Source organism: Acinetobacter sp. ANC 4470 (assembly GCF_002135335.1).
In the GTDB taxonomy this organism is placed as follows: domain Bacteria; phylum Pseudomonadota; class Gammaproteobacteria; order Pseudomonadales; family Moraxellaceae; genus Acinetobacter.
The window spans coordinates 53260-69715 of record NZ_NEGC01000006.1; the positions used below are offsets into that span (position 1 = coordinate 53260).

Below are 16456 nucleotides of genomic sequence, written 5' to 3' on the forward strand. Positions count from 1 at the left end.
TTTGGTGATCATTTAATCACAGCAATAAATTTATGATATTTAACTTATTTCAAAAAAACCGCTCTAAATAAGCGGTTTTTTTACAGTTTATGTGATTTGGTTTTTAAATTAACAATAACCATCTAAACGTGTTAAAGGTAATTTTTGACCAATGGCTTTCTCAATTTCTGGAAGATAGAACGCATCATCTTCAGATAAGAAACTAATACTCACACCACTTGAACCCGCACGACCTGTACGACCGATACGGTGTACATAATCATCAGACTGTTCTGGCAAAGTAAAGTTAATTACATGTGAAACGCCGTCTACATGAATACCACGACCCGCAACATCTGTTGCAATCATAATATTATGCTGACCATTTTTAAATTGATCTAACATTTTCAAACGTTTGTCTTGGGCAATTTCGCCAGACAACATTACTACCTTATAACCATCTCTTTTCAAATGATCATAAAGTTTACGCACTTGATCACGACGATTAGCGAAAATCATCACTTTTTCAATCGGCTCATCGCGCAAAATTTCTTGCAATAATTTGTACTTGTCTGTTTTTGCAACCATATAAACGCGCTGTTCAACATCCGCATTAGTTTTCTTTTCTGGCTCAATTTCCACAGTCACTGGTTCACATAACCATTGTTGTGCCAAATTTAAAACATCATAACTAAAGGTTGCCGAAAACATCAGCGTTTGACGCTGTTCTTTACGTGGTGAATAACGAACAATTCGTTTTACCGACGGGATGAAACCCATATCCAATAAACGGTCTGCTTCATCAATGACTAAAAATTCAATTTGGTCCAACCAAACTTCTTTTTGCTCAACGAAATCAATTAAACGGCCTGGTGTTGCCACAATAATATCGACAAATTGCTTATTAAGTTGTGCTTTTTGCTTATCAAAATCTACACCACCCAACAAAGTGACTAAATGTAAATCTGTAAATTTGGTTAAATCTTTAGCATCACTTTCAATTTGCAAAGCCAACTCACGCGTTGGTGCAAGAATGAGTGCACGTGCCTCACCGCGAAAACGCTGTTCTTTAATCGGATTATTAAGTAAATCATTAATTACACTGACGAGAAAAGCAGCTGTTTTACCTGTACCCGTCTGCGCACGACCAATCGCATCATGTCCAGCCAAAGTGAATTTTAAAACCTTTTCCTGAATGGGCGTCATTTCTTTAAAACCTAAAGCATCAATAGCTTGTTTAAGTTTTGGATGTAAATTTAAGGTTTCAAAACCAGATGACATAAAAATGTGCTCTAACTTAATAATCAGGAAAAATAGAAGCCTATTATAAACAAAAACGCCCCAAATTACATTGGGGCGTTCTCATGAATAATCAGGCGATTAGTCTAAAGGTTGTACTTCTTCAGCTTGGAAGCCTTTTTGACCTTTAACTACGCTGAATTCAACGCGTTGACCGTCACGAAGTGAACGGTGACCATCACCTTGGATAGCGCGGAAATGAACGAATACGTCGTCGCCGCCGTTACGTTGAATAAAGCCGAAGCCTTTAGTGTCGTTGAACCATTTAACTACGCCTTGTTCACGAGCTGTCATAAGTTAATCCTCATTGTATTTATAGAAGGACCACCCGGTGTTGCAAACAGCAGAGTAAACAAGGTTTAAAAATAATTATTATTTCTAAGCTTGTAATCATTCTGTATTACTATTAACAAAATCCCGGTTACATCCATTACTGTGTTCAATTTTAAGACAAATTTAAGTGTTGTCATTATTTTGAATACGCAAAGAGCTTAACACGGGTTTCTAACAATTCATACTGTTTTTTTGATTAATCTGCGTTATTAATTTAGCTATTTTTTTACTCATTATTTCCTGCTTTTATAAAAGTATCTTTATGTTGTGATTCAATAATTTTATTTTTGTTTGCAGGTAAATTTGCTAACATTTCAGAAATGTTTTACCGGATATAAATAAGATGAATGATCTAGCGAATCCAGCGATGATTATAGATGCAATGGGGAAACCCTGCCCCATGCCATTATTGATGCTTAAACGGGCACTTAAGCATCAATCAGATCATCTATTTTTGCTAAAATCTTCAGATCCACATAGTCAACAAGATGTCATACGCTACTGTCAGATGCATCAACTTAAATGCGGCATGACAAAAATTTCTGATTCTGAGTACCACTACTTAATTGAATCTTAATTATTTTCAATTAAACTATAGCTTTTCAAATTTGTATAAAAAATTACATTTTTCTACCCAATTTTCATTAATTCAAGTAAATATTGGATTAAAATAAAATTTAAATGGTTATGTCATCCAGCTCTAAAGGAGAACACATGAGTGACAGCAGCAATCAATTGATGCCCCTGTCATTATCGGCGCCAGGGGTAAATCTCGGTGCTTATATCAGTACTGTCAATCAGATTCCTATTTTAACGGCTGAACAAGAAAAAGCGTTAGCTGAACGATATTATTACGAGCAAGATTTAGACGCGGCAAAAATGCTGGTGATGTCTCACTTACGTTTTGTCGTTCATATTGCGCGTAGTTATGCAGGCTATGGCTTGCCTCAGGGCGACTTAATTCAAGAAGGTAACCTAGGCTTAATGAAAGCAGTTAAACGCTTTGACCCTAATATGGGTGTCCGTTTAGTCTCTTTTGCCGTGCATTGGATTAAAGCTGAAATTCATGAATATGTGATTCGTAACTGGCGTATTGTTAAAATTGCAACGACCAAAGCTCAGCGCAAACTTTTCTTCAATTTGCGCAGCTTAAAAAAATCAACCAAAAAGCTTACCCTTGAAGAAGCAAAATCTATTGCCAATGAGCTGAATGTAACACCAGAACAAGTCTTGGAAATGGAAGGTCGGCTCACTGCCTATGATGCTGCATTTGAAGCACAAGGTGATGATGACGATGAAGGTTCAACACATGTTGCGCCAGCATTGTATTTAGAAGATAACCGCTACGATCCTGCGCGTCTTGCCGAAGAGGAAGATTACGAAGAACAAAGTAGCTCTGCCCTTCATAGTGCAATGGATCAACTTGATGATCGTTCGCGCAATATTTTACAGCGTCGTTGGTTAGATGATGAAAAATCGACCTTACATGAATTGGCCGCTGAATATAATGTCTCTGCTGAACGCATTCGTCAGTTAGAAAAAAATGCAATGGAAAAAATTAAAGTCGCAATGTCTTCTAATTAAGCGTTTGGGCTGATTTTATTCCATTATTAAAGAAAGGGCTGCGTGCCCTTTTTTTATATTGAGCGATGAGCATTGTTGCTTTTCGCCTTTCGTGTAAAGCCGAAAATATGTTAAGATTAGGCGCAAATTTACTCATATGACAATTGCTTATGTGGATTGCAATTTCAGCCCTTAACTTAGCACTTGCTGTCATGCTTGGCGCATTTGGTGCTCATGGCCTAAAAGCACACGCTAATGAAGCTCAGCTTGCATGGTGGCACACAGCAACGGATTATTTTTTCTATCATGCGCTTGGGCTTTTGGCACTTGCCATTTTAACCAAAGTTACTCCTCAGCTTCCTATTAAAGCCAGCTTCTTCCTCATTCAGATTGGTATTATATTTTTCTGTGGTTCTTTATATGTCATGGCGTTAGGCTTACCTCGTATTTTAGGTGCCATTACACCAATTGGTGGTGCATTCATGATTGCAGGTTGGCTTTTACTTGCTTGGAATGCATTTAAATACGCAAAATAGAGTAAAAAATAGGGAAATCAGTATGCATATTTATTTAAATGGCGAATCAAAAAATACGTCATGTACCAATTTATTAGAATTGGTTCAAGAATTAGCATTGGAAGGCAAACGCTTTGCTGTAGAACAGAATGAAATGATCATCTCTAAAAGTAAATTGGCACAAACGCTGATTTGTGCTGAAGATCATATCGAAATTATTCATGCCGTCGGTGGCGGCTAATTCGGAGCTCCCATGGAAGATACCCCACTTATAATTGGTTCGCGTACATTTAATTCGCGCTTATTGGTCGGTACAGGAAAATATAAAGATTTGACTGAAACTGGTCTAGCGATTCAAGCCAGTGGCGCAGAGATTGTCACTGTTGCAATTCGCCGAGTGAACATTGGACAGCATCCTGATCAACCGAATTTACTTTCTGTTGTCCCTCCTGAAAAATATACCATTCTGCCGAATACAGCAGGTTGTTTTGATGCTAATAGTGCCGTGCGTACCTGCATGCTCGCACGTGAGTTATTAGATGGTCATAATCTGGTTAAACTTGAGGTATTAGGTGATGAAAAAACCTTATACCCGAATATCACAGAAACCTTAAAAGCAGCGCGTACGTTGATTGATGATGGTTTCGAGATTATGGTCTATACCTCTGACGACCCGATTGTGGCACAAGAACTTGAAAGTATGGGTTGTGTAGCCATTATGCCTTTAGGGAGCTTAATTGGTTCTGGGTTAGGCATTTTAAATCCACACACCATTTCAATCATCAAAGAAAATGCCAAAGTCCCTGTACTGGTTGATGCAGGTGTAGGTACAGCCAGTGATGCAGCGATTGCGATGGAACTGGGTTGTGACGGCGTACTGATGAACACTGCTATTGCCGCAGCACAAAATCCAATTTTAATGGCATCTGCGATGAAAAAAGCAGTTGAAGCAGGTCGTGAAGCTTATCTAGCAGGTCGTATGCCTCGTAAACGTATGGCAAATGCCAGTTCGCCAGAAACAGGCTATTTCTTTAAATAATGACCTGATCTGTTCTAAGCAATAAAAAGGATTCTTCGGAGTCCTTTTTATTAATTTCAATATTTGGATTCGCTCGATCAACACATTTAAATAAACTCAGCAATCTTTACATTTTACCATCTATAACCATATAAAAATAAGAGGAATTTAACCCCATGCTAAAACGCATCAAACCTTTACTCATACTCAACACCCTATTTTTCATAACACTAACAAGCAATGCTTGGGCAAAAGCAGAGACAGAAACTACCCTCAAAGTAAGTTATCAGTCCTTTATTCCAAAAAACTGGAAAATTTTGGAAAAAGTACGAGGCGATTTAAACCAAGATGATCAAGCGGATATTGCTCTGATTATTGAAGACACCAATCCAGACAATTTCGTTGCAAATGCAGGCTTAGGCAGTGATGTACTGAATGTAAACGAACGGAAACTTTTGGTTTTATTTAAACAGCCAAGTGGCTATCAGCTCATTGCGAGTAATCATTCACTGCCGACTGAAGGTGATGCAGAATCCCCTTGTCTTGCTGACCCGCTCGGTGAATCTGAAGTTTTGAGCATACAAAAAGGTGTGCTCAAAATTCATCTGCACTATTGGCTAAGCTGCGGTTCGTTGTATGTGACCAATCATATTTATGCCTTTCGATACCAAGAGCACGCATTTAAGCTGATTGGCTATGATATGAATAATTTCCATCGTGCATCAGGCGACATCACGGCGCGAAGTCTTAACTTTATGACAGACAAAGTGAAAACCACAACAGGTGAAAATGAGTTTGCTGAAAGCACTCAACCTGTCAAAGCTCAATGGTCGACATTAAAACATCGCTATGCATTGAAACTCGAACAGGTTCAATTTAATGAGCCACATGAGTTTGAATAAATGAGTCATTTAAGACCACTTCAAACCGACATATGAAACTTAGAGTGCTTCTAAAATACGAATTTGAACACTAGCAACTGCACCTTCGGTTGCTTTGGCATGTTGTTGCATATTGACACTGTGCATATGCGTCTCTAAGTGCGGCATGCTCTCCCACTTCTCATACATCATGATTGAAAATGGCACTTTGGTCTGCAATGCACTATCAATTGCAGAGTGATCAATATGCACATCATAGAGATGGCAACCCGGCTCTTGTAATACCTGTTCACGGATGTTGTGAAATGAATCAAGTACCGTTTTGAAATCTTGTTCAGTATGACAAATAATTTCAGCAATCACAGTTAACATGGTCACGTCTCCCAATTAAGCAAAAACTTGCGTTAAATGTTCACGGTACTGCGCCATATAGGCTTCAACTTCAGGTGCTTTAATCACATCATTGACAATAAAAGTTTCTAAGCTCCGCATACCCAGAAACTGATTTGCCTTATGAAAGGGTAAATAAACTCCATCTACGCCAACGCCATGAAAAAATTGATCTTCTTCATTAAATGCTTCCATAGGTGCGTTCCATGTGAGAGATAACATATATTTTTTATCGTGAATGAGACCACCAGAACCATATTTTTTTGATGCATCTGTACGTGATCTGCCATCACTTGCATATAAAGTTCCATGCCCTTCTGTAAAGATATCATCGATATATTTTTTCACCGTCCAAGGTGCGCCCATCCACCAACCAGGCATTTGATAAATCACCACATCTGCCCATACATATTTTTGTATTTCTGCCTGAATCTCATAGTCACTATCTGCACGTGAAATTTGAACGGTATGACCAAGTTCGCAAAGTACCTTATTTGCTAACTCCGTCAAAGTGTCATTTAACTCTCCATTAGAATGTGCAAATTGTTTAGCGCCATTGATAATCAGGATATTACTCATTACTTAACCTTGAAGGATTCATTTTCAGCAGCCAATATACTTGAGATTTTTATTGATAAAAATTCATCAAATTGCAAAATATTATTGATAAAAAATCAATAATAAGGAAAATTTATTTTTAAAATTATTCTTGGTTAATCTAAAATTCCACCTCAATAAGCGGAAATAGTTTTGCAAGATACAGTACACATCACAATCCAATTCAATAGACATAAAAAAAGCACCCGCAGGCACTTTTAAATGGAATCTAGTTCACTCAAGCAATCAAACCTTCATCACGCATTGCAATTTGTACTGATTGGCGTTGAGCCACTTTATTACGTAATGCAATAATATTTGTATAAGGCGTTAAATCGTGTTTGATGCCATTTGACCAATTTGTCAGTACAAATAAATAGGCATCTGCTGGGCCAAAATTATCATCCACCAAATAATCGTTATCAGATTCACCCATTGTTTTATCAATATACGTTAATAAACGATCAATTTCCGCATATGCTTTTTCTTTCGCTTCAGTAGATAACGGCGCTCCAAAGAATACGGCGTAAGCATCGTGTAATTCAGAATTTAAATAACCAAGCCATTCAAGTACTTTGGCACGCCCTAAACCAGATGGCGGAATTAAATCTTGCTTTGGATCATGCTGAGCTAGGAAAGGTAAAATTGCCACATTTTCAGTTAGAATTAAGCCTGGATTAATTTCTAAAGCAGGAACATAGCCCTTAGCGTTAATGGCGTAATAATCAGCACCTTTTTCTGTTTTATGTGTTTTTAAATCTACCCGCTCTAAATCAAAATCGACATTAATTTCATTTAAAATAATATGAGCAGCCAAAGAGCATGCACCCGGAGAATAATAAAGCTTCATATCTAATCCTTGTTATTTAACTATTAACTGTTTTAAATCTCTTATAACAAACTTTCAAGTGATCGAACCTGTAAATTGCAAAAAAGCATAAATGAATAAAAAATATTTACCTTTTGAATATTGTCCAAAATCAAGCTTTTTTCAAGTCAATCTAATGTGCTTTTTTTTATAAAGATGTTTTAACATACCCAACTTTAAAGTTTGATGAAAATTAACATTGTGATTAGCCTGAAAAAAGAAGAATGGTTTTCCAATATCCGTACCGATGTTTTAGCAGGCTTAGTGGTTGGCTTAGCGCTGATTCCTGAATCAATCGCTTTTTCAGCCATAGCTGGGGTTGATCCACAAGTCGGTTTGTATGCCTCATTTTGTATAGCTGTCACCATTGCATTTTTTGGTGGACGATCTGCCATGATTTCTGCTGCCACTGGTGCTATGGCTTTACTGATGATCACCCTTGTGAAAGATCATGGTCTGCAATATTTATTAGCAGCTACAGTGCTTACAGGAATTATTCAGGTCATTGCAGGTTACTTTAAAGTCGCAAAGTTGATGCGCTTTATTTCTCAATCCGTAGTTTATGGCTTTGTGAATGCCCTCGCGATTTTGATTTTTGCAGCTCAACTTCCTGAGCTAAATAAAATGGATAGCTTAGGCTATTTATTTGTTGGGCTAGGTTTAGCTGTCGTTTATTTATTTCCTTATATTCCCAAAATTGGTAAATTAATTCCCTCACCGCTGATTTGTATTATTGTTTTAAGTCTCGTTGCACTTTTTTTAGGTGCAGATATGCGTACAGTCAGTGATTTAGGTCACTTCCCAGACACCTTACCTATTTTCCTGATTCCTGACATTCCACTGAACTTTGAAACGCTAAGTATTATTTTCCCTTATTCTATGACTTTAGCCACGGTTGGTTTACTGGAAACCATGATGACCACGACCATTGTGAATGAAGTTACAGGAACTGAAGGTGATCGTCACCAAGAATGTCGTGGTCAGGGTTATGCCAATATTGTCAGCGGTTTTATGGGCGGTATGGCAGGTTGTGCCATGATTGGTCAATCGATTATTAATGTCTCGTCAGGTGCACGTACTCGGTTATCCACCTTAACTGCTGGGGTATTTTTACTCTGTCTGGTGGTTTTTCTTAAAGATTGGTTGGCATACATCCCAATGGCTGCTTTGGTGGCTATTATGATTATGGTGGCATTTACCACATTTAACTGGAATTCAGTGCGCAATTTTAGTAAGCATCCCAAACAAAGTAATCTTGTTATGCTTACTGTGGTGATTGTGGTTTTAGCAACACATAACCTTGCGCTTGGCGTATTACTTGGTGTGTTACTTTCAGCACTATTTTTAATCAACAAATTAGAGCGTGAAGTCAAAGTTCAATCTGAGCTGATCAACAATACTCGTCACTACAGCATTTCAGGGCAAATTTTCTTTAGCAGTTCTGATAAATTTTTCCAGTTTTTTGACTTTAAAGAAAATATTTCTAAAGTTGAAATTGATTTAACCCATGCACATATCTGGGATATTACTTCAGTCAATATGCTTAATAATGTGGTGCAAAAATTTAAAGAGCACAATATTGAAGTTAATATTATTGGCTTAAATGAAGCCAGTAGCACATTGGTAGATCGTTATAGTTCTAATTAATTTTAAATGTTCTTCAAAGCGCCTAATTAGGCGCTTTTTTATTTATTCACTATTTATTTATCAATTAAATTGAATTGAACCCAGTAAAAAATTTGACTTACACCCCTTAAGACTTAAAATACCGCATTCAATTTTTTACATTTGCCAAAGTTATGTCGAACGATCAATTAGACCAGCAAGTCGTAGAGCTGGATAACCTGAATGAACATCGTGAAATTGTTACTTTTATGCGTCGTTCATCTCCGCTGAATACCTCTCAACGTACTGCGCTTGAACAATATGGTCACTTAATTTTGGAATACCCTGTTGGCGATTTACGTCAACATTTTGAACACCCAGAACGCCCTTTAACTGTTGAAATTGGCTTTGGTATGGGACGTTCTTTGGTACTTATGGCAAAAGCTAATCCTGAACGTAACTATGTCGGTATTGAAGTTCATATCCCTGGTATCGCGCAATGTGTATACGAAGCAAGCGTGGCAGAATTAACCAACTTACGTTTACTGGATGCAGATGCGATTCAAGTACTTCGTGAAATGCCAGACAATAGCATTAATGCAGTACAGCTTTATTTTCCAGATCCTTGGCAAAAGAAACGTCATTTCAAACGTCGTTTTGTTTCTCATGATCGTATGCCATTGGTTGAACAAAAACTGGAAATGGGCGGTACATTCCACTCTGCCACAGATTGGGAACCGTATGCTGAATGGATGCTAGACGTTTTAGACAATCGTCCAAATCTTGAAAATATGGCAGGTCAAGGCAATAGCTACCCTCGCCCTGACTGGCGTCCACAAACCAAATTTGAACGTCGTGGTTTAGAGGAAGGTCATAAAATTAATGATTTTCTATTTAAGAAAATAAAGTAAATTTAAAATATAAATTAAAAATGGCTCATTCAGATATGAGCCATTTTTAATTTAAGGTCTTAAATTTTCAATGCCATAAAACCTTGATAAGATAAAATTTGGGTAAAACGCTGTACAGAAGCAAAACCAGCCAAGCTAAGCTGTGCAAATGTTTCTTGTTCCAATAGCGGATAAAAGTCATCTGCTAAACGACTTAACATTGCTGCCGATTGCACTGTATTCAAACCATTTCCTTCACAGACATTTTTTAGTGTTTCACGCTCTTTATCGGTATTCATTTCAGTCAAATCAAATCCAATAAATACCCCCTGCTGCTTTAAACGCGAATAAATTGCTTTTAAGAAATCGGGTTTATGAGCATAGGGAACAAAATGTGTAACAAGAATGGAAAGTGCTGCATCATAAATTGGATCTGTTTTTAACTGATCAACATCCGCTAATGCAAACTCAACCCGATGCAGTGCATCTAACGGCTGAATATATTGTTTGGCTTTATCCAACATGGTAGCTGATAAATCAGTCGCAGTAAAAGTCCAACTCGGAAACAATTGCAGTAAATAACCCAGTTCGTAACCTGTGCCACATCCCACAATCAGCACATGAGCATGTTCACTGACATAGGTTTTTAGCAATGCTTGAATCTGTTGATGCACCACTTCGTAGCCTGGGATGAGCTTACGAATGTGTACATCATAGCCATCGACCACATATTGACTGTTAAAATCCTTTGCCATTACTTTGTGATCCCTTTTCTATCAATTATTTCAATATATTCTTCTGAGTTAAAATTAAGATTTTGATTGATGTGATTGTAAAATTTGCTGACTCATTAAGGTATAAATACTTTTTAAATCATCACGCTGTCTATCATGTAACATCTGTTCGTGCATCTTTAGAATATTTTGATCGCCACGCATGGCTGGCCCTGTTTGCATTAATTTTGGATCATTATGTAAGGCTTTATTGGCGGTTTCTAAAATCAGCGGATACAGTAATGAAAAATCTACTTGCTGCGCATCCACAATTTGTTTCGCCATGTCGTAACAATAATTGGTAAAATTACAGGCAAATACAGCAGCCAAATGTAAGCTTAAACGTTGAGCTGAAGTATATGAATAAACACGTGTACTTAACTGATTGGCTAGTTCCTCTAATAACGCCAAATCATCTTCAAACTTTGCTTCTACAAAAATAGGCGTATCTAACCATGGAATGTCCCGATCCAAACTAAAAGTTTGCAACGGATAAAATACACCTGCTCGTACATGGATACATGCCAAGACCTCAATATCTGTACTGCCTGAAGTATGCACAATCAGAATATTAGGTAATTGTTGATGAATATTTGCAATAACCGAAGCAATCGCTTGATCACTTACCGCAATAATCACTAAATCAATTTCTGGATTAAGTTCTTCAATATTTATTGTTGCAGTTGCATTCACTTGCGCTGCTAAAGTTTGTGCAGTTGCTAAAGTTCGACTATAAATTTGAACGATTCTATGATGTTGGTTTAATACATGAGCAAGATGATGCGCAACTCGCCCTGCACCAATAAAACTAATTCGCATATGCTTTCACACTTTACTATTCACCACAGCATGCCAATAAAAAAAGAACGAATCAATTCGTCCTTTTAATTAATAGCATGTGTATCGGTCAGTTTTAATTAAAAACGTTATTTAAATAGACAATACGTTCTGTGGTTTTTTGATTAAAACATTTGGTGTATTGATGTATTGCATAACCCAAAAGTTATCAATTTAGCGATAGTTCTAATAAAAATCTCTGCTTTTACACAGAAATTTTTATTAGATTCATAGATGATTACTGTTTTTTAATTCCATTTTCATTCACTTCACGTACCACACCTGTTTCAGTATTTAATACGTCAAATTCAATACGGCGATTTTTGAACTGACCATCAGGTGTTGAATTATCCGCGACTGGCTGTTCTTGACCATAACCGACCGCTTGTAACTGTGCAGGATCAACACCCTGTTTCACTAAATAATCTACAACAGATTGTGCACGTTTTTGTGATAAGGCCTTATTCGTTGCAGCATTACCTACAGCATCAGTAAAACCTTTAACTGTTAATTTTACATGTGATGCACGTTTCATCAACCCAGCAGCCTGATCCAAAATTGTTTTATTTGCGTCAGGAATATTGGCACTTGCTGTGTCAAAATTAATAATTTGCATATTGAGTGCTGTTGCAACATCTAAGGCACGAATATTGTCTGGATTAATTCCTGCCAAAGCTTTTTCTGCATTGCTATTGCCAGAAGAGATCGCTGCACTTGTATCTACTGGCGTAGTCATAGCTGCTTGTGCCACCACAGTCATATTTTTAACAAGAGGCTGGATTTTAGCCACTAGTTGCTGTGCATCAGCAGGATTCGCTGTTTGAATTGAAAGTTGATTGCCTATCCATGTTAATGAAGCATTAGGTACTCCTTTTACTAATTTTAGTACACTTGGAATGGCATCCTGATCAATAAATTCCGTATGGTAATTAGCATTGGTTTCTACTCCGCACCCCGTATTATGATTAAAAATTTGTTTAATATTTTTTTGTAATATATCTATATAACTCGCATTACCAGAATACAGCTGGCAAGTGGTTAAATCTCCTGTTGAACCTGTACTAAGTTGCAATTTAGCTGGTTCACTGGCGGCTTGTGTAGAAACAGGAGTAGATACTGGTTCTTTTTTAGTAGAGCAAGCTTTAAACATTAGTGCAAGTAAAGCCGCCAATATAATAAAAGCAATTAATGGTAAAAGGAAACCTGATTTTTTTTTCTCTTCAACCGCTCTGTAGGGTTCAATTTTGGGTGTTTGATGTAGAGAATGTCCAGATGCTGCTGCTGTACTTATTCCTAAAGCACTCAGTAATGCCCCCGCCCAATGAGGTAAGACACTCGATATAGCTGGCCAATGTGTTTCTATAAGATGTGTAATGGCGCTTGGTTCAGCAGAACCCGCTTGCGTTTCTAATACTCCAAGCGTTGGAGCAATGGAACGGTTTAAAGTAGATTCAATCGTTTCGGTGGGTACTACTCCTGAAATTTGTTCTAAAAATTCATATTTTAAAGCAGGGCTGTTTGTAAAAATGTCTGATAATCTTGGATTTAATTGACTTTGTAAATTCGCAATAAGATCAGGTTTAGATTTTAAAATAGACAATAAAATTGGAAAAAAACTACTTAATGCCTGACTTTTTTCACTGAGATGTTCTGTTTCACCTTCAAGGACAACCGCAGATACCTTCTGCTTGAGTAAATCAATTAAATTAATATTCATTCATTATTCCTCTTATTCTCGTTTTATCATATGCGCTTTTTAGTTTATCTGTTCGTTTTTTAAACAATGTAAATAATTGTATTATTTGGAATACAATTGTTTTTCAACAACAAAAAAAAGCCAGCCGAAGCTGACTTTTATAATTTTTGGAAAAAAATAAACTCAATTAAGCAGCAAAAGTTTTAATCACTTTACCTACAACTTTTTTGTTAATGAGCGGTGTATTTTTCCCTTGTGAAAGGATCGATTCTTTAGAAACTGTCCATTCAAGCTGCGGATCAATTAAAACCCAACCTGATTCTTCAACCCAGCGATCGACCATATCGGCAACTTTTGCGGGTGCAAGGGTAACTTTTTCTACCCATTCTAAAGGCTCAAATAAACCTTCATTAATTAGCTGAATACCAAAAGCAACATAGGTATCAAAAGCAGTCATACCCGGCTCTGTTTCAGCAAATGGTGCTAATTTTGCCGAACTACTGAGTGGTTCATGATGAGTACAAATCGCATCGATTACCCCCTCTTTCACACCTTGACGTAATAACTGCTTATCTTTTTCCGCACGTAATGGTGGGCGTACATGAGCCAAAGAATTGAAACCATCGGTTAAACTTTCGGTTAAATGCAGTTGGTGCATTGCAACATCAGCAGTGACTGGTAGGCCTTTGGCTTTGGCAATTTTAATTAATTCGACCGATGCACCACATGACAACAAACCAAAATGAGCACGAACTTTAGTAACCTCAATCATCAATAGGTACTTTGCAATCGCCACTGTTTCAGCCAAGGCTGGAATCATGGGTAAACCTTGACGTGACGCAACAAAGCCCTCATGCACACAACCATCTTTGGCAATTTGGTGTTCTTCTGCATAGAACACCACCGTCATACCTAAACCAGCTGCGTATTCAAGCGTTCGAATCACGACATCATCATCCGCAAAGGGAGCATTGGCATTAGACACGGCGGTACAACCACCTTTTTTCAAGCCAGCCATATTTGCAGGTTGTTTACCATTTAACCCCTGCGTCTGTGCACCAATGACTTGTAAATAAATCCCACCATCTAACATGGCTTTTTCCACTAAGCCATGAATCAACGCACCATTATCTTGTACGATTGGTTTTGAATCTGGTGGGGTAAAGATATGTAAAATACCATTTTTACGTGCTGCATTACCTTCAGACTTTAACGTACCGTGCTGTTGCTGACCCGGTTCACGCATACGCGCACACAAATCCACCATAGTTGGCATTAACCACTTGCCTTGTCCATCAATGCTTTCGCTCACATTATCTGTTGCCGTAATGCGTTTACCATGTTCTAAATAAACTGTTTCTACACTATCCGTTTGCTTGATTGGATCGAGGACACGGACATTTTCAATTTTTACAATACTCATGACTTTTCCTTATCCCACAATCGCTTCAATTAAACCTTTTTCCTGCAACTGACCTTGCATAGACAGCGCAAGTACCGCCATACGTACAGCAATACCATTGGTCACCTGCTGTAAAATAACCGCTTGTGGCCCATCCGCAATACTGGAATCAATTTCTACACCACGGTTCATTGGCCCTGGATGCATCACGATGCAATCCGGTTTCGCCATTGCCAGACGTTCTTTATTCAAGCCATACATTTTATAAAATTCAGCTTGCGAAGCGAGTGCAGGTGAATCAATACGTTCATTTTGAATACGTAACGTAATAATCACATCGCAATCTTTAATGCCATCTTCCATTTTATTAAATAGACGGACATCCTCACCATATTCATCAAAACCATATGGAAGCAAAGTATTTGGTGCAATCACGCGAATGTCTTTACAACCCAAAGTTTGCAATGCCACCACATCTGAACGCGCTACACGTGAATGTTTAATGTCGCCAATAATGGCAACACTTAAAGCTTCGAATGGCTTTTTCGTTTCACGGCGAATCGTCAACATATCCAACATGGCTTGAGTTGGATGCGCATGACGACCATCCCCCGCATTAATAATGGCAACATGTGGCGAGACCGTTTGTGCAATAAAATGTGCCGCACCTGAAGACGAATGACGAACCACGAAAATATCCGCCGCCATCGCCTCTAAATTCCACAGCGTATCGCGTAAAGTTTCACCCTTAGATGTACTTGAGCGAGCAATATCAATATTCAAAACGTTTGCCGACAAACGCTTTGCTGCTGCTTCAAAAGTTGTACGTGTACGTGTTGAATTTTCAAAAAATAGGTTCATGACTGTACGACCTTCCAAAAGAGGAGTCGTAATCAATTGATTTTGTTCATTGAAAAAAGCATTAGCGGTATCTAGAATTTTTGTCAGGGTTTCTTTGGAAAGACCTTCAATGGTCAAGAAATGCTTAAGATTACCCTGTTGATTGAGTTGAATCTGGCTCGGAGTATGCAATGCTGCCAAGTGCATGAGAGATTCCCTTGCGGTTAAGTTGAACTATTATACAGATATTATTCTTCATAATCCGAGACCAATGCGCACGATCAAGAAATTTTTAGTCAATTTAAATTTTTGATCTCACTTCTATTATTAAGCAAAATGCTTTCAACATCGCTCAAATGAACTTTCTATTAAGTACCAATCACATCAAAACATTAAAAATTTTAAACTGTGTATTTGAGCTCTCCTTTGAATCATTTTGCTCTAGCTATGCAGAGAAATTACGATTGTTCAAGCAATCACGGCTTCTCATCTAAAAAACAGGCTCTAAATTAATGCGATGATTTAGAGCCTGTTTCATTAGCGCAATGCACCAATATAATGATGTGAAACTTGTGCTTTATAAATTTCGTCTTCTGTAACTTCAACTTCATTTTGAACAATTTTAGCTATTTCTTCCTGAATGACCGCAAAACTAGGCTCACGTTCAGCAATAATTAAAGCATTTAAACGTGCTGCATGTCGGCCTAACTCAGCATCATTTTCAGCCTGTGCCAGCTCCACAACATATTGTGCATAATCCTTATTCTGTACCAGATACATGACATCAATGATCCGCCCAGCCACACGTCTCAATCGAGCATAAATGAGTGTTGCAACTGAAAATGCATCGCCATTTTCCTTAAAACCTTTGTAAACCAAATCTGTCATGAATGCCCCCATCAAATCAATTTTAAACAACGATTTCAGCCAAAATACCAGACTGATCACCAATCAATATATTGTTTAGCAA

The 16456-nt window shown here is 37.7% G+C and carries 19 protein-coding genes; 8 read left to right on the top strand and 11 right to left on the bottom strand.

The genetic code is table 11. The features are described 5' to 3' along the window. Positions 1–108 precede the first annotated feature (108 nt). Both rhlB and B9T25_RS10120 read right to left on the bottom strand, forming a co-directional pair. Positions 109–1260 carry an ATP-dependent RNA helicase RhlB gene (rhlB, locus tag B9T25_RS10115; RefSeq protein ID WP_086188303.1) on the bottom strand — a complete coding sequence of 384 codons (1152 nt, stop codon included), beginning with the start codon at positions 1258–1260 and terminating at the stop codon, positions 109–111. A 99-nt stretch (positions 1261–1359) separates the two neighbouring features. After that, a complete protein-coding gene (locus tag B9T25_RS10120) occupies positions 1360–1572 on the bottom strand; it encodes a cold-shock protein (protein WP_004648643.1) in 213 nt (70 codons plus the stop codon). Between the two features lie 382 nt (positions 1573–1954). On the opposite strand from B9T25_RS10120, the gene B9T25_RS10125 reads away from it, so the two are divergent. The 6 genes from B9T25_RS10125 to B9T25_RS10150 all read left to right on the top strand — a co-directional run bounded on the left by B9T25_RS10125 (position 1955) and on the right by B9T25_RS10150 (position 5609). Then, positions 1955–2188 carry a sulfurtransferase TusA family protein gene (locus B9T25_RS10125; RefSeq protein ID WP_086188304.1) on the top strand — a complete coding sequence of 78 codons (234 nt, stop codon included), beginning with the start codon at positions 1955–1957 and terminating at the stop codon, positions 2186–2188. Between the two features lie 137 nt (positions 2189–2325). Then, positions 2326–3195, top strand: coding sequence for an RNA polymerase sigma factor RpoH (gene rpoH / locus B9T25_RS10130; protein WP_086188305.1), 870 nt, complete (start codon positions 2326–2328; stop codon positions 3193–3195). Positions 3196–3344: 149 nt separating this feature from the next. Continuing rightward, a complete protein-coding gene (locus B9T25_RS10135; protein ID WP_086188306.1) occupies positions 3345–3710 on the top strand; it encodes a DUF423 domain-containing protein in 366 nt (121 codons plus the stop codon). 22 nt (positions 3711–3732) lie between these two features. Then, positions 3733–3930 (top strand): sulfur carrier protein ThiS, encoded by a 198-nt coding sequence (thiS, locus tag B9T25_RS10140; RefSeq protein ID WP_004648637.1) that lies wholly within the window; start codon positions 3733–3735, stop codon positions 3928–3930. Positions 3931–3942: 12 nt separating this feature from the next. Further along, entirely contained in the window at positions 3943–4728 is a 786-nt protein-coding gene (locus B9T25_RS10145) for a thiazole synthase (protein WP_086188307.1), read from the top strand. A 155-nt stretch (positions 4729–4883) separates the two neighbouring features. Beyond that, positions 4884–5609: a hypothetical protein gene (locus tag B9T25_RS10150; RefSeq protein ID WP_086188308.1), complete on the top strand. Its 726-nt coding sequence runs from the start codon at positions 4884–4886 to the stop codon at positions 5607–5609. A 39-nt stretch (positions 5610–5648) separates the two neighbouring features. Here the strand turns inward: B9T25_RS10150 and B9T25_RS10155 are convergent, their stop codons facing one another. The 3 genes from B9T25_RS10155 to B9T25_RS10165 all read right to left on the bottom strand — a co-directional run bounded on the left by B9T25_RS10155 (position 5649) and on the right by B9T25_RS10165 (position 7425). Beyond that, positions 5649–5960, bottom strand: a complete 312-nt coding sequence (locus B9T25_RS10155; RefSeq protein ID WP_086188309.1) for a putative quinol monooxygenase — start codon at positions 5958–5960, stop codon at positions 5649–5651. A gap of 15 nt (positions 5961–5975) precedes the next feature. Continuing rightward, positions 5976–6557 carry an NAD(P)H-dependent oxidoreductase gene (locus B9T25_RS10160; protein ID WP_086188310.1) on the bottom strand — a complete coding sequence of 194 codons (582 nt, stop codon included), beginning with the start codon at positions 6555–6557 and terminating at the stop codon, positions 5976–5978. 256 nt (positions 6558–6813) lie between these two features. Then, a complete protein-coding gene (locus B9T25_RS10165; protein ID WP_086188311.1) occupies positions 6814–7425 on the bottom strand; it encodes a glutathione binding-like protein in 612 nt (203 codons plus the stop codon). A 219-nt stretch (positions 7426–7644) separates the two neighbouring features. Between B9T25_RS10165 and B9T25_RS10170 the strand changes: the two genes are divergently transcribed. Together B9T25_RS10170 and trmB are read left to right on the top strand one after the other, a co-directional pair. Then, positions 7645–9090 carry a SulP family inorganic anion transporter gene (locus B9T25_RS10170; protein WP_086188462.1) on the top strand — a complete coding sequence of 482 codons (1446 nt, stop codon included), beginning with the start codon at positions 7645–7647 and terminating at the stop codon, positions 9088–9090. 152 nt (positions 9091–9242) lie between these two features. Beyond that, the gene (gene trmB / locus B9T25_RS10175; protein ID WP_086188312.1) at positions 9243–9959 is read left to right on the top strand and encodes a tRNA (guanosine(46)-N7)-methyltransferase TrmB; all 717 of its coding nucleotides are present in this window, start codon (positions 9243–9245) and stop codon (positions 9957–9959) included. A 59-nt stretch (positions 9960–10018) separates the two neighbouring features. Here the strand turns inward: trmB and B9T25_RS10180 are convergent, their stop codons facing one another. The 6 genes from B9T25_RS10180 to B9T25_RS10205 form a co-directional block, all read right to left on the bottom strand. Next, positions 10019–10693 carry a class I SAM-dependent methyltransferase gene (locus B9T25_RS10180; RefSeq protein ID WP_086188313.1) on the bottom strand — a complete coding sequence of 225 codons (675 nt, stop codon included), beginning with the start codon at positions 10691–10693 and terminating at the stop codon, positions 10019–10021. 54 nt (positions 10694–10747) lie between these two features. Beyond that, positions 10748–11530, bottom strand: coding sequence for a Rossmann-like and DUF2520 domain-containing protein (locus B9T25_RS10185; protein WP_086188314.1), 783 nt, complete (start codon positions 11528–11530; stop codon positions 10748–10750). Between the two features lie 256 nt (positions 11531–11786). Beyond that, positions 11787–13265 carry an OmpA family protein gene (locus tag B9T25_RS10190; RefSeq protein ID WP_086188315.1) on the bottom strand — a complete coding sequence of 493 codons (1479 nt, stop codon included), beginning with the start codon at positions 13263–13265 and terminating at the stop codon, positions 11787–11789. 166 nt (positions 13266–13431) lie between these two features. Further along, entirely contained in the window at positions 13432–14667 is a 1236-nt protein-coding gene (locus B9T25_RS10195) for a dihydroorotase (RefSeq protein WP_086188316.1), read from the bottom strand. A gap of 9 nt (positions 14668–14676) precedes the next feature. Beyond that, a complete protein-coding gene (locus B9T25_RS10200) occupies positions 14677–15693 on the bottom strand; it encodes an aspartate carbamoyltransferase catalytic subunit (RefSeq protein ID WP_086188317.1) in 1017 nt (338 codons plus the stop codon). A 330-nt stretch (positions 15694–16023) separates the two neighbouring features. Further along, positions 16024–16374 carry a hypothetical protein gene (locus B9T25_RS10205; protein ID WP_086188318.1) on the bottom strand — a complete coding sequence of 117 codons (351 nt, stop codon included), beginning with the start codon at positions 16372–16374 and terminating at the stop codon, positions 16024–16026. Positions 16375–16456 lie beyond the last annotated feature (82 nt).

Coding starts and splice junctions, on each gene's coding strand:
- rhlB (WP_086188303.1), bottom strand. CDS start 1,260: ATGTCATCTGGTTTTGAAACCTTAAATTTACATCCAAAACTTAAACAA.
- B9T25_RS10120 (WP_004648643.1), bottom strand. CDS start 1,572: ATGACAGCTCGTGAACAAGGCGTAGTTAAATGGTTCAACGACACTAAA.
- B9T25_RS10125 (WP_086188304.1), top strand. CDS start 1,955: ATGAATGATCTAGCGAATCCAGCGATGATTATAGATGCAATGGGGAAA.
- rpoH (WP_086188305.1), top strand. CDS start 2,326: ATGAGTGACAGCAGCAATCAATTGATGCCCCTGTCATTATCGGCGCCA.
- B9T25_RS10135 (WP_086188306.1), top strand. CDS start 3,345: ATGTGGATTGCAATTTCAGCCCTTAACTTAGCACTTGCTGTCATGCTT.
- thiS (WP_004648637.1), top strand. CDS start 3,733: ATGCATATTTATTTAAATGGCGAATCAAAAAATACGTCATGTACCAAT.
- B9T25_RS10145 (WP_086188307.1), top strand. CDS start 3,943: ATGGAAGATACCCCACTTATAATTGGTTCGCGTACATTTAATTCGCGC.
- B9T25_RS10150 (WP_086188308.1), top strand. CDS start 4,884: ATGCTAAAACGCATCAAACCTTTACTCATACTCAACACCCTATTTTTC.
- B9T25_RS10155 (WP_086188309.1), bottom strand. CDS start 5,960: ATGTTAACTGTGATTGCTGAAATTATTTGTCATACTGAACAAGATTTC.
- B9T25_RS10160 (WP_086188310.1), bottom strand. CDS start 6,557: ATGAGTAATATCCTGATTATCAATGGCGCTAAACAATTTGCACATTCT.
- B9T25_RS10165 (WP_086188311.1), bottom strand. CDS start 7,425: ATGAAGCTTTATTATTCTCCGGGTGCATGCTCTTTGGCTGCTCATATT.
- trmB (WP_086188312.1), top strand. CDS start 9,243: ATGTCGAACGATCAATTAGACCAGCAAGTCGTAGAGCTGGATAACCTG.
- B9T25_RS10180 (WP_086188313.1), bottom strand. CDS start 10,693: ATGGCAAAGGATTTTAACAGTCAATATGTGGTCGATGGCTATGATGTA.
- B9T25_RS10185 (WP_086188314.1), bottom strand. CDS start 11,530: ATGCGAATTAGTTTTATTGGTGCAGGGCGAGTTGCGCATCATCTTGCT.
- B9T25_RS10190 (WP_086188315.1), bottom strand. CDS start 13,265: ATGAATATTAATTTAATTGATTTACTCAAGCAGAAGGTATCTGCGGTT.
- B9T25_RS10195 (WP_086188316.1), bottom strand. CDS start 14,667: ATGAGTATTGTAAAAATTGAAAATGTCCGTGTCCTCGATCCAATCAAG.
- B9T25_RS10200 (WP_086188317.1), bottom strand. CDS start 15,693: ATGCACTTGGCAGCATTGCATACTCCGAGCCAGATTCAACTCAATCAA.
- B9T25_RS10205 (WP_086188318.1), bottom strand. CDS start 16,374: ATGACAGATTTGGTTTACAAAGGTTTTAAGGAAAATGGCGATGCATTT.